The 13454-nt window shown below is 34.5% G+C and carries 9 protein-coding genes and 1 tRNA gene; 9 read left to right on the top strand and 1 reads right to left on the bottom strand.

Features of this window, described 5'->3' with window-relative positions:
• Positions 1 to 312: 312 nt before the first annotated feature.
• Positions 313 to 1701, bottom strand: coding sequence for a dipeptidase (locus tag B0A78_RS03880; protein WP_077225811.1), 1389 nt, complete (start codon positions 1699 to 1701; stop codon positions 313 to 315).
• Between the two features lie 186 nt (positions 1702 to 1887).
• Between B0A78_RS03880 and B0A78_RS03875 the strand changes: the two genes are divergently transcribed.
• The 9 genes from B0A78_RS03875 (at position 1888) to B0A78_RS03835 (ending at position 13010) form a co-directional block, all read left to right on the top strand.
• Positions 1888 to 1969: transfer RNA gene (locus B0A78_RS03875), tRNA-Leu, on the top strand.
• A gap of 568 nt (positions 1970 to 2537) precedes the next feature.
• Positions 2538 to 2924, top strand: a complete 387-nt coding sequence (tssD, locus tag B0A78_RS03870) for a type VI secretion system tube protein TssD (protein WP_014165948.1) — start codon at positions 2538 to 2540, stop codon at positions 2922 to 2924.
• 125 nt (positions 2925 to 3049) lie between these two features.
• Positions 3050 to 3733 carry a hypothetical protein gene (locus B0A78_RS03865; protein ID WP_014165947.1) on the top strand — a complete coding sequence of 228 codons (684 nt, stop codon included), beginning with the start codon at positions 3050 to 3052 and terminating at the stop codon, positions 3731 to 3733.
• On the top strand, positions 3730 to 4440 hold the full coding sequence (locus B0A78_RS03860) for a hypothetical protein (protein ID WP_014165946.1): 711 nt from the start codon (positions 3730 to 3732) through the stop codon (positions 4438 to 4440). The genes B0A78_RS03865 and B0A78_RS03860 overlap by 4 nt, the downstream gene beginning before the upstream one ends.
• A gap of 12 nt (positions 4441 to 4452) precedes the next feature.
• Positions 4453 to 4839, top strand: coding sequence for a type VI secretion system tube protein TssD (tssD, locus tag B0A78_RS03855; RefSeq protein ID WP_014165945.1), 387 nt, complete (start codon positions 4453 to 4455; stop codon positions 4837 to 4839).
• A gap of 53 nt (positions 4840 to 4892) precedes the next feature.
• Entirely contained in the window at positions 4893 to 6998 is a 2106-nt protein-coding gene (locus B0A78_RS03850; RefSeq protein WP_014165944.1) for a type VI secretion system Vgr family protein, read from the top strand.
• A gap of 6 nt (positions 6999 to 7004) precedes the next feature.
• Positions 7005 to 8348 carry a hypothetical protein gene (locus B0A78_RS03845; protein ID WP_065212889.1) on the top strand — a complete coding sequence of 448 codons (1344 nt, stop codon included), beginning with the start codon at positions 7005 to 7007 and terminating at the stop codon, positions 8346 to 8348.
• 18 nt (positions 8349 to 8366) lie between these two features.
• Entirely contained in the window at positions 8367 to 12710 is a 4344-nt protein-coding gene (locus B0A78_RS03840) for an HYD1 signature containing ADP-ribosyltransferase family protein (protein ID WP_097609399.1), read from the top strand.
• Positions 12711 to 12713: 3 nt separating this feature from the next.
• Positions 12714 to 13010, top strand: a complete 297-nt coding sequence (locus B0A78_RS03835) for a DUF6881 domain-containing protein (protein ID WP_097609398.1) — start codon at positions 12714 to 12716, stop codon at positions 13008 to 13010.
• Positions 13011 to 13454: the final 444 nt, after the last annotated feature.

The following is a 13454-nucleotide window of genomic DNA, read 5'->3' as shown; positions in this document are numbered from 1 at the left end:
ATATTTTTTATGTGAGCCATAAATTCTTGCTTTTTTAAAATTTCATTCTTAATTCAAAATTTGTTACTCAAAAAAGAAACCCTGTTTTTGATTGCTTTTCTTCAAAAACAGGGTTTAAATTTTAATAATTCCCTTTAGTCTTCTTGTCTTTTAAAACATATTTAAGTACTATAAAAACTCTTATTTCGGTCATAAAACCCAAACAAATCGACTTAATTAGAAACAAAACCTCAAACTACATTTCACATGACAATTTGAATACCAAAAAAATCATTCCTATTCTATAGTTTACACAATATAAGTCAATTTTAATTATTTACTTAATTCGGTAAAATATTTGTAAAACAAAGGAATCGTTTCAATACCTTTCAAATAATTAAAAATACCATAATGTTCATTAGGTGAATGAATAGCATCACTATCCAAACCAAACCCCATCATGATCGTTTTCGATTTTAATTCTTTTTCAAATAAAGCTACAATAGGAATACTTCCTCCTGATCGAACAGGAATAGGCTCTACACCAAATGAATCATTATAAGCCTTAGCAGCTGCTTGATACCCTATACTATCAATTGGTGTTACGTACCCTTGTCCTCCATGATGTGGGGTTACTTTTACCTTAACTGATTTCGGAGCTATACATTCAAAATGATTTTGAAATAATTCTGTAATATTTTCCCAATCTTGATTAGGCACTAATCGCATGGAAATTTTAGCATAAGCCTTACTTGCTATTACCGTTTTTGCTCCTTCCCCTGTATAGCCACCCCAAATACCGTTTACATCTAAAGTAGGTCGGATAGAATTACGCTCATTGGTAGTATAACCTACTTCTCCATATTCCTCCGCAATGTCTAACGCCTTATTGTATGCTTCTTGACTAAAAGGACGTTTTGCCATTTGCGTTCTTTCCTCAGTAGACAGTTCCTCTACTTTGTCATAAAAACCAGGTATGGTAATATGATTATTTTCATCATGCAAAGACGCAATCATTTTTGTTAGAATATTAATAGGATTGGCTACTGCTCCACCATACAATCCAGAATGTAAGTCCCGGTTTGGTCCTGTTACCTCTACTTCCACATAACTTAACCCTCTTAAACCAGTTGTAATAGACGGTTGTTGATTAGAAATCATGCCTGTATCAGAAATTAAAATAACATCATTAGCCAATTTATTTTGGTTTCTTTCAACGAACCAGCCTAAACTTTTCGAGCCTACTTCTTCTTCTCCTTCAATCATAAATTTCACATTGCAAGGCAAGCAGTTGTTTTGGATCATGTATTCAAAAGCTTTTACGTGCATATACATTTGTCCTTTATCATCGCAAGCACCACGCGCAAAAATAGCTCCCTCAGGATGCAAATCCGTTTTTTTTATTACAGGTTCAAAAGGAGGCGAATCCCATAATTCAATAGGATCAGCAGGTTGCACATCATAATGACCATACACCAAAACCGTTGGCAAATTTTTGTCTATAATTTTTTCACCATAAACAATCGGATAACCAGGCGTTTCACAGAGCTCAACGAAATCGCATCCCGCGTTTTCCAAACTCTTCTTTACGGCATCAGCAGTATCAATTACATCTTGTGAATAAGCACTATCAGCACTTACTGAAGGTATTTTTAATAAGTCGATTAGTTCATTAATAAAACGTTCTTTGTTATCTTGAACGTACTGTTTAATATTTTCCATGTTCAGTTCATAAAGTAAAAGTCAAATATACAAATTGCAGAATCAAATAATCGAAAGGTCTTTTTAAAAATTTAACCACATTTTTTAAAAAAAAAAAAGTAAAAAAAATATTTGTCATTAAAAAAATATATCTATATTTGCACTCGCAATCAGCAACCACCCAAAAGGTTTAAGATTGAAAATTTCGCGGGTGTGGCGAAATTGGTAGACGTGCCAGACTTAGGATCTGGTGTCGCAAGACGTGTAGGTTCGAGTCCTATCACCCGCACAAAACCCTTAATCTTTAAGAGATTGAGGGTTTTTTATTTTGGAATTTAATCAATATTTAGGATCAAGTCAAAAACGGATCAAGAACAAAAGTTGAGGATAAAAGAAATATTGCCATTGATCACAAAAAAACACCACTTATACATACAATATTCAATAAGGCTAAGTATAAAAGCTAAAACATTCATAAAAAATCTTCCATTAAAAAAATAATTGATTTATTTTTTTACAAGAAACAAAAGATTATTTGCTCTTCCACCGCCTTAAAACACTAGAATTTCGTTAAACAACATCTATTTTTACCTACAACCAAAGAAATATTTCTTTAAATTTAAATATTAAAAAAATTGTTTTTTTTAATATAATTTGTTAAATTCGATCCGTATATGTTTCCATAAGTGGTTTTATTATTAAAAATAAATATATGAATGATACTTCAAACACAAAATAGTTCTTTTTTAACTGGTTTGCACCAAGCAGAACTTTTTTATAAAATCATTTTTATAACCTTTTTTCGCATACCCCTTAAGCAAATATATCTTCATTTGTAATTTTTAATCTTTTATAACATGTCATTTAAAACTAAATTATCAGTAGCAGGAAAAGAGTACAGAGTATTAAACATAAATTATGGTTTATTCCAAGAAACTGACGCAACAGGTAGACCTTCTACTGTAACTAGAGGAGGAAAAATTGAATTAACAATTGAAGGAACAGCAGATACTTCTTTCTTTGAGTGGATGACCAACTCATTTGAAAGAAAAGATGGCAGTGTAAAATTCTTTAAAAGAGATAGCGATGCTGTCCTAAAAGAATTAAAATTCTCAGAAGCTTACGTAGTAAAATTCAGAGAAAACTTTGATTCAACAGGTGTAAACCCCTTAACTGAAACGTTTACTATTTCGGCTAAAAAAATCGAATTAGGCTCTGGAGCTTACGAAAACGAATGGGTATAATATTTTTTTAAAAAAAAGGGTAACAATTTTTGTTACTCCTTTTTTTATTAAAACATTAACTTTTACACATATCACTTGTAACCCCAAGATTAGAATTAAAATAATTTTTAAATTTCTAAACAATTATGAGCGAAAAAGTAGCTAGGGAAGCAGAAAAAATAGCCAATGATCAAGTTATAATGAATAGTTATAAGGATTTTTATGAAAACAAAGGTTATTTCTTAACAAAAAACAGTATGCTAACTGGTGCCAAAAGGAAACCACTTCATTTTCCTTCAACATCTAATGGATTCAGCAAAAAATGGATGGACAGTTCTTGGTTTGTCCTAACCCAAAGAAAATATTTACTTCTATTAGCAAAACTTGATAAAGATAGAAAAGTAACCGATTCTGATTATTCTACTCTAAAAAGAGCTTATGACAAATGGGAATCAGGATATTATGTAGTATTTTATGGAGAAGATGCTAAATGGTCTTGCAATTTATTTGTAGGCGAAGCTTTATTTATGGCCGGTTACAACATTCTTTTTAATGGCAAGTACTTATCCGCCAAACAAGTATGGAACGGAGAAAAACTCAAATTTGTCAAAAAACAAGACGTACAAAGAGGAGACATTGCAGCCTTTGGAGGCACTCATGTAGAAATTGTTACTCAAGTACGTAGAGGACAGCTATTTGAAGATGACGAATTTTGCTCCAGAGGAGCTGGAAGAGGAGCCACTGGCAATGGGACTGAAAAATGCGACGCTGATAGTTGGTGGGGAAGTAGAGAAATAGATAATGATAACATCAAATTTTTTAGACCTTGAAAACACATCAATTATTATTTCTTCTATTTCTTTCTATACAAACAGCTTGTAAACAAGAAAAAGGCAGGTATAAAGCAGAACTTTATACAGATTCCTCTTTTGTACAAAAAAAAGATTCCTTATTAATTGATAGTCTGCAACAAATAACACAAGAAGCTTTCGTTAAAATAGTTGAATGCGACAAAAAATCTTTTGAACAAGGCAAGATTGTCAATGGAATCAAAGTGGGAAAATGGAAAAAATATCTACCCCTTTTGGATCAAAATACAATAAGTGAAGAACATATCTACTCACAAAAAGGAGAGCTAATTAACTCTAAAATCTTTGACTCTAAAACCCAAAAAGTAATAGAAGACAGGAATTATCAAAAGGATAATTTAGCAGGGATTCAACAGGATTTTTACCCAACAGGAAAATTGCACATACGTTTTGAAACCGATCAAAAAGGGCATTTCATAAACACCTATACCGTATGCTCCAAAGAAGGAAAAAAAGTCTATCAATCCTTTTTAGGAAAAACAGGAACTGGTTACATAAAATATTATGACAAAGACCATTTCCTTATCTGGGAAGGTAGGTTTAAAAACAAAAAGAAAGAAGGTTGGCATTATGAATATCTAATTGGATACGAAGGAAAAGTAATAGAAAAACAATGCAATTATTATAAAGAGGACAACTTGATTCAAACAAAAATAGAAAAAATTTAAAAATTAATATATATGTCATTTTTAGCCAAATTGGAATTAGATGGTAACATGTACAATATTTTAGAATGTAAGTACAATTTTACACAATCAATCGATAACACAGGCAAACCACAAGGAATGCCACAGGGAGGAGAAATATTTATTCGTATTGAAAGTACAGGAAATCCTGATTTTTTAGACTGGATGTTAGACCACAACAAATCTAAAGACGGTAGAATCATCTTTTATCGTAGAGACGCTATGAGCAAATTGCAAGAATTACAATTTGAAAAAGGATATTGCATCTTTTTTGAAGAACATTTTACTTCAGAAAGCAAAGAGCCCTTACAAATATCCATTCGTATTGTTGCTAAGAACTTTGACGTAAATGGCGTATCACACGATAAAAAGTGGCGATAATTCATTTCTTTTAACAATAAAGATATCATAATTAAACTCTAAAAACTAAGGATATGCCGCTTAAAGATACAGATTCAAAAAATCCGATAAAAAATGGATTAGACGGAGTTAAAACACAACTTGTTGAACAACTAAAACAAGAATCCATAAAAACCATCGAAACAGAAGCAACTCAAAAAGCTTCTGAGCAATTATCCAGCCCCGCATTTAACCAATTAGTAGCCAACAAAGACACTATTAAAAACGCAGGGCACTATTTAAACAATCAAAAAACAGAGGAAATGGGAAGTTTTGAGAATCCCCAAAAAAACGATGGGTTAATAGGAAGATTAAACCATCCTGATGACCTTAAAAAACATTTTTCAAAAAAAACATTTCATGATTTTTTAAACGACAAAGACAGTCCTTTAGTTTATTGCACCCTTCGTATAGATGGCAAAGATTTTTTAGCAAAAAACACATATACAGTTGATTTAAAACAATTTACCAACGAACATGATATCTTTACAATCATTACACCCGACGACTCTCTAGACAGTTTCGAAGGCTACGTAATGGAAAATTCTAAAAACATATTAGGAAAAAAAATAAGTATTAATTTCCATCGTTTTGGTAGCATTACACAAACTTTTACCGGAATAATAGCCAATATTCGTAATAAAAAAGACGAAGGAGGTGGGTATGGAAAACTCTACATCACAGGGCATTCTCCTAGCATACTATTAGAAAATGGCAAAGATTGCCAAAGCTATGAAAATAAAAAACTAGACGAAATCATTAAACAAGCCCTAGCGGAGTACAACGGAGAAGTAGCAATATCTACTAAAAACATCAATACAGATTACACCATTCCGTATTGTGTACAATACAAAGAATCAGACTACCAGTTCATTAAAAGATTAGCCCACAGATATGGCGAATACTTTTATTACGACGGCCAAAGTCTAATTTTTGGAAACGAAATCAAAGACACCATAGAATTAGGTGAAAACATAGATTTAATAGACATAGAATTTGAAATGATGATCAAACCTCAACTTTTCAAATATTTATCATACGACAGTATTTCAGCCGAAGTAAAAGAAAAAGATTCAGACGCTGTAAAAAACAACGTTCAACGAAAAACAAACCCCTTTCAACAAGCAGCAATAGAAGCCTCTGAAAAAGTATTCCGAAAAAAATCTGAAATGCTTTTTAATGCCACCTCACAACAAACCGTAGAAAAAGATCTAAAAGAAATGGCACGTCGTCAGAAAGAAAGTCGTGAACACACTATGCAAGTAAGAGGAAGAAGCCGTGATCCCAAACTAAGAATAGGAGGTAAAGCCAAAATATCCGACATCAATGCCAAAGCCATGGAAACCTACCGCATCATTGAAATCTATCATTACCATGATGGCAGTGAATATTACAACGAATTTGTAGGCATACCTGATATCTTTATTTCACCATTCTTTGATGAAGACGCTTTTCCTACCTGCGAAGAACAATCAGCCATTGTCATGCAAAATGACAACCCACAAGGAATGATAAAGGTCCAATTTCCTTGGCAAAAGAAAAAAGGATTAACCACTCCTTGGTTAAGAGTCGTAACCCCTTATGCAGGAAAGGGCAAAGGAATGCACATTATTCCTGAAGTAGGAGAAGAAGTAATTGTAGGATTTGACAATGGCAATGCCGAAAGACCCTTTGTATTTGGAGCCATGTTTAATGGCAAAGCTAGCGCAGGCAAAGGCGGATCAGGCAACTACATCAAAGGTTTGCAAACAGCCAGCGGAAACAAATTACACATGGACGATAATGCGGGAAGTGTACACCTTACCGATAAAGGCAGTGTTGATTTAAAATTTGACGGAGCAGGAAATGCCACTGTTAATGCCAATGAAAGCATTACATTTACTTGTGGAGGAGCAGAAATTAAAATGACAAAAGACGGTACAATTGTAATTAGCGGCGATGTAAAAGTAAAAATAGAAACAAAAGAAGCAGAAATAACAGGTACCACCTCTGTAAAAACCAACAGCGAATCCCTTATTGAAGAAAAAGCACCTAAAATAGGAATAAACGGAGAAACAGAAGTAGCTATAGAATCTACAACCGTTAACGTAAATGGCTCTGCCATGACCAATGTAAAAGGAGGAATTGTAAACCTTAACTAACCTAATATGCAAAGCAACGAACACAACCCTATTGCCGTTCGCATAAGTAAAATAGCCAAGCTTTGGACTAATGCCAGAAAAAACAAACCCAAAGCTAGGTTGTTTCAACTAGTATGCTACCAAGAAGACTTTATTTTAGTTAATGGATTTATTCAAATAGAAGCATCAGAACATGGCAAAAGTCCTGATTCTTTCCTTCTTTTTTCCATTGATTTTGAAAACGAAAATCAGTACATTTATGATTTTACAAACGAATGGATAACCTCTTTTGATAGAGATTTACAAAGTTATCCTCATTGGAATTGGATAGAATTTGAAGAATTAAAAAAAGAATTTTATACAATATCTCATAAAAATTCAAATGAACTGAAAGATCTTTTTATTCGACTACTTGTAAGTTTTAAAAAATTTGAATCCAAAAAAGAGAATCTAATCATTATAAGTCTGGTTCCTAAAAAAGTATCTAATTATGAAAATTATCATCTTTTTATAAAACAACTCCTTTCACCCATCCTTAAGGATTACGGAATACTTTTGATTGATTTCAAAGGAAAAGAAAAACATACAAAACTTGTAGATAATCTTGACACCCTGGCTGTCACAATAGACGTTCCCGATCAAAATATGGCAAGTTCTTATAAAGAATTAGCCACGCAAGGAAATCCCAACGATCCACAAGTTAAATTCAGAAAGTATCTTTTTGAAATAGGCGAAAGCGCATCTAAAAATGACAAAGAACAAGTACATTATTGGGGAAAACAAATGCTTACCCTAACACAATCTACAGGAGACCCTTCTTTTTGGGCATCTGCCCATTTGATTTACGCTGGTTTTTTATTTCAATTCAAAGATGATGCTAAAACCTTACGTTTACTAGACAAAGGTATTCTAATAGCAGAAGCAAACTATCAAAAAAAACCTGAATTAGCAGGCACACTCATACAACTCTATTCCTACAAAGCTTCTTATTACAGTATGACAGGAAAAAAAGAGGAAGCTATACAAAACTTTATCAAACAAGCTCAAATAGCCGAAAACGTTGAAATGATAGAACAGATGATTTTAGCCAATATTTATGCACTACTACTCATTAAAAATGACAGTAATCATTTATACCAAAAAATCATCAAAAATAGTTTTGAAAAAGGATACCACCTGTCGGACGAATTATTAAAGGTTATCAATTTTGCATTTATCACAGAAAAATACCTTTATATAAATAGTACAAATATTACAACATCTGAAAAACATCAGATAGAAGAAAGAATGCAATCCATTTACGGTAAAGAGTGGAGAGAATATGCCAAAAAAATATCCTCATCTACCCAACCAGTCTATGAAAACACTTAAAAAAAACACATTTCAAGTATGTTATTAGCAGATAATCACTTTACACCCGTAATAGGTATAGATATTCATTTTACAACGCTGCCTCCTTTCAATCCCTTTCATCCCTATATAGGTATTGTTATAGATCCAGCAGACTACATTCCTTTTGTAGGAGCTACCGTACATGTTAATGGTATGAAAAGAGGTGTTTCTGACACCAGTGGTATTATTATACCCTTAGTACATATCCCTCTCTTTACGCCTCCTTGGTTGATGACCCCCATTATTGGACATGAAAGCATGAACTTTTTTTCATCACAAAATGTATATGCAGACGGAACCCGATTAAGCCCCAAAGGGTATTCCGTAATGACCTGTAATGATATAGGAATTCCTCTTTCCCTTAGTTTAGGAAAAACTAAAATTGGCAAAAAGATGATTCCTTTTGCGCCTACCCTATTTGCCCCAACCTCTTTTTCTATACCTATTCCTACAGGACCCCCTGTGATGGTGGGGGGACCTTATATACCTGACTGGGGAGGAGCCTTAACAGGACTCCTATCCAGTATAGGTTTTAGTACCCTAATGAAATACGGGAAAAAAGCATTCAATCATTTACTAAAAAATTCCGTTGGTCCCAACTCGCTTAGCAAACTACTTTGTAAAGCAGGATTTGAGCCTATTAATCTTATCAACGGAGCTGTTTTTTATGAAGGAACCGATTTTGAAATCCCATCGCCTCAACCCATAAAATGGGAAAGACAATGGTATTCAGACTCCGCCTTTAAAGGCTGGTTAGGACATGGGGTACATTGTAATTACGACCGTTGTGTAGAATTATTTCCAGAAGAAGAAGCCCTAGGATTACGATTAGAAGATGGCAGAATTGTTGCTTTTCCCCTACTAGAAATAGGTGATGATTTTTATCTTAGACAAGAAAAAATCACCGTTACCCGTTATTCCAACCATTACCAAGCTTTTGATCATACCTCTTTTACCACCTATATTTTTGATCATTATAACGGTTATAACCAATACCGTATGACCCAAATTATAGACAAAGCAGGACTTACAACCCGACTTTATCTAAACGGAGACCATCTTCTAATGATAGAAGACTGTGCGGGTAGAAAAATAAAAGCCTATACCAATAGCATAGGACTCATTACACAACTCTCCCTCATTCATCAAAAAGGAGAAGACCTACTAATATCCTATTCCTACGACCAAGATCACAACATGATTCGTATTACAGATGCTTTGCAAAAAAGCACCCATATAAAATACCAAAATCATCTCATGATCGAAAAAACCGACCGAAACGGACAGACTTTCTATTGGGAATACGACGGTACCAAAACAGGCGCAAAATGTACCCACACTTGGGGCGATGGCGGTTGGCAAGAAGGCTGGATAGAGTATTTTCCTGAAAAAGGATACAACCTTGTTAGAGATGCTAACCAAGCCGTAACCACCTACTACTACGAACCTAATCAGCTCGTAACCCAAGTTACAGATCCTCTTGGAAACAGCCATTTTACCGAATATACCGAGTATATGGAAATCTATCGTCAGATAGACCCAGAAGGCCACATGACCGGATATACCTATGATGAATTTGGAAACAAAACCTCTATAGTATATCCTGATGCCAGCGTAGCCCAATATATTTACGACAAAGAACAACGCCTATCTATTGTAATAGATCCCGAAGGCAATCAAACCACCTATACCTACAAAAAAAATCAAAAATACCTCCTTAACAGTATTATAGAACCCGATAACGGCATTACCCAACTTGATTATAACCCAAAAGGACTCATTAGCGAAATAAGCAAAGAAGGCAACCGATCTAAACTAGAATACGACGCCCAACACAACCTTATTTCCTTTACCGATCATGAAGGAAATGCTACCCTATGGGACTACAATTACCGTGGAGAAGTCATTAGCGTACAAAGCCCAGGAAGCAATCCACAAACCTTTGGGTACGACATCTTAGGTAGAATTACCTCCATAAAAGGAGCCGACCACAACGTTACAACACTCGTATACAACGCCTACGATGAAGTAATAGAAGCACAAGACCAACATCATACCATAAAGTTTGATTATACCCCCCTAGGAAGTCTTAAAATGCGTGAGGAAAACAAAACCAAAGTATTTTTTGACTACGACAAAATGGAACAATTGGTAAGCATTACCAACGAACACAACGAAAAATACCGTTTTACAAGAAACAAAGCAGGACACATTACCCAAGAAGAAGGATTTGATGCCCTAACCAGAAGATACCAGCGCAACGCAAACGGATGGGTAATCCGAACCCAAAGACCTGAAAACCGATGGTCTGAATACCAATACGATGCCCTAGGACGCATTGTACGAGCCCACCATAACGACGGAACTTGGGAAAGTTTTGCGTATAACAAGCTAGGCCAACTCTTACATGCCAAAAACCAAGATGTCAGCATTCTTTTAGAACGAGACAAAATGGGACGCGTCATAAAAGAAACCCAAACCAGTGACTTCAAGGGCGATCAAGGATTTACAATCATTTCTGAATACGACCGCAACGCAAACCGCATCAAGATGACCTCCTCCCTAGGAGCTCAAGTACAAAACACCTATAACCAAAAAGGCCTTTTAGAAAAAATTACAGCCCAAACAACCGCTCTAAAAGAAGCCCAAAAACAAGCCTGGGAAACCCAGCTCAAACACAATGCCCTAGGACAAGAAATAGAACGAAGCATTACAGGAGGGCTTACCCTAAGTATGCAGTATGATGCCGCAGGAAGACCCATTGCCCAAAAAGTACACCGAGGACATAAAGACACCTATCATCGTACCTATACCTGGAACGCCAACCACCGATTGCAACAAACCATAAACGCCCTTACAGGAGGACAAGTACAATATGTATACGATCGTTTTGGCAACCTTGCCTCCGCCCAATACGAAGACGGAAGCTACGACTACAAACTACCCGATGAAGTAGGCAACCTTTACAAAACCAAAGAACAAAAAGACCGCGTATATGGCAAAGGAGGCAAACTCCTAAAAGACCTAGACTGGCACTACCTATACGATGCCGAAGGAAACCTGCGCCTAAAAAGCAAACGCAACGTAGCACAAGCACAAATACAAAAACGTCAAGAGGAAAAAGAAAAAGAAAAACCAGCCCGATTTTCTTTCTTTATAGAAGAAATTTCAGACACCAAACCCAAACGAGGAGAACTAGCCTACTACTTACAAACAGACCGTATTTATACAAAAGAAGAAAAACAAGAATACACCCGATTAAAAGAAAAACAAGAATTAGAAGAAAGAAACAACCAACAATGGCAACGAGGCGATTGGGAATACAACTGGTATGGCAACGGGATGCTAAAAAGTGTAAAAAAACCCGATGGCACCCTTGTAACCATGGAATATGACGCTTTAGGAAGAAGAATAAAAAAGATTTGTAATGAAAAAACAAATCGTTATCTTTGGGATGGAAACGTTCTTTTACACCAGTGGACATATCTAAAAGGGCAGGAGGCAGAAACTTCTGTTAACGATCTAGGAGAAGTTTATCTAAGTCAAAAAGAAACCGTAGAGGATTTAGTTACTTGGATTTACCAAGAAAACAGCTTTGTACCTAGTGCTAAAATACAAGGAGATGAACAATTTAGTATAATTTCTGATTATATAGGCAGACCCCTACAATGTTATAACGAAAAGGGCTCTTTAGTATGGAGCACAGACTATGATATTTATGGAGGTTTACGCAATTTTAGCTCGCCTATTAATCTAACCCCAGACTTTATTCCTTTTAGACAACTCGGACAGTATGAAGACCCCGAATTAGAAGGTCTTTATTACAACAGGTTTCGATATTACGATTGTACTATTGGAAATTATATCTCTCAAGACCCGATTGGTTTAATGGGAAATAATCCAACTTTTTACGGATATGTAGCAGATAACAATACTCAAAAAGATATTTTTGGACTTGAATTAGAGCCAACTGTCAACTTAGGCACAGCTCCAAAAGGCACTACTTTATATCATTATACAAATGAAAAAGGTTTAAATGGAATTTTAGAGAGTAAAGAAATATTTCCATCTGTAAAAGCTCTAAACCCTAAAGATGCTAGACTTGGCGATGGTCAATATTTCTCTAACATTACTCCAGGAACAAAAACACCAGCTCAACTAGCATCTTCTTTTGTAAGAAGACCAAATCCACATATTTTTACGCATTATGTTGCTATTGATGTCAGCGGTTTAGAAATTCATCAAGGTTTAAACAGAAAAGATGTTTTTGTTATTTTGAATAATAGTAATCTTGATATAGACGGTAGAATAATTGATAGTGGTAAAATTAATTGTGGATAGGATATGAGATATATTGAAATTAATTGGAAACACAACTCTATAGAAGAACCTTATAAATACATTTTACAAATAGATGTTGATGATTTTGAAATAAAAAAGATGGAGTTTTATAAAAATGGTATTGTGAAATATGCAGACTTAGAAACAGAAAAAGGCACATTTCTTACTCCTTATGAGTTTGAAGGATTAGATACTTATAATTTTATTTCTAATTTAGAAGAAATGCAAGCTTTTGAAATAAGTGAAGAAAATTTTAAAACTCAATGGTTAAAAGGTTTATCTAATGCTTTTGAAAAATGAGTTATACTAGCTTCAAAACCGCCTGAATTTCAGATAAAACAAAAAAAGCTGTCATTTTCGACAGCTTTTTTTGTTTTGTTTTCTCCCCTGCTACTTCTACGATCTTTTTAGAAAAAAGAGTCCCTTATAAGGGAAGTATTTGATAATAAGAATATTACAAAAAAGTGATTTTTAAACGATAGAAATTATAAAAGAAAATTAACTTCAATTTACTTTAGATTGTAGTTGATTTTCTTTTTTTGGTAGTGTATTAAAAAGTGTGTAAAACCCGATGGCACCCTTGTAACCATGGAATATGACGCTTTAGGAAGAAGAATAAAAAAGATTTGTAATGAAAAAACAAATCGTTATCTTTGGGATGGAAACGTTCTTTTAAATGAGTGGGATTACCAAAAAGAAGAAGAACATGAAACTTCTGTTAACGATCTAGGAGAAGTTTTTTTA

Source organism: Flavobacterium columnare NBRC 100251 = ATCC 23463 (assembly GCF_002530675.1).
Classification (GTDB): Bacteria; Bacteroidota; Bacteroidia; order Flavobacteriales; family Flavobacteriaceae; genus Flavobacterium; species Flavobacterium columnare.
This window is presented reverse-complemented; position numbering and strand designations above follow the sequence as displayed.

Excerpts from the sequence above, each read along its gene's own strand:
- B0A78_RS03845 (WP_065212889.1), top strand. The coding sequence starts at position 7,005 with ATGCAAAGCAACGAACACAACCCTATTGCCGTTCGCATAAGTAAAATA.
- B0A78_RS03865 (WP_014165947.1), top strand. The coding sequence starts at position 3,050 with ATGAGCGAAAAAGTAGCTAGGGAAGCAGAAAAAATAGCCAATGATCAA.
- tssD (WP_014165948.1), top strand. The coding sequence starts at position 2,538 with ATGTCATTTAAAACTAAATTATCAGTAGCAGGAAAAGAGTACAGAGTA.
- B0A78_RS03835 (WP_097609398.1), top strand. The coding sequence starts at position 12,714 with ATGAGATATATTGAAATTAATTGGAAACACAACTCTATAGAAGAACCT.
- B0A78_RS03840 (WP_097609399.1), top strand. The coding sequence starts at position 8,367 with ATGTTATTAGCAGATAATCACTTTACACCCGTAATAGGTATAGATATT.
- B0A78_RS03880 (WP_077225811.1), bottom strand. The coding sequence starts at position 1,701 with ATGGAAAATATTAAACAGTACGTTCAAGATAACAAAGAACGTTTTATT.
- tssD (WP_014165945.1), top strand. The coding sequence starts at position 4,453 with ATGTCATTTTTAGCCAAATTGGAATTAGATGGTAACATGTACAATATT.
- B0A78_RS03850 (WP_014165944.1), top strand. The coding sequence starts at position 4,893 with ATGCCGCTTAAAGATACAGATTCAAAAAATCCGATAAAAAATGGATTA.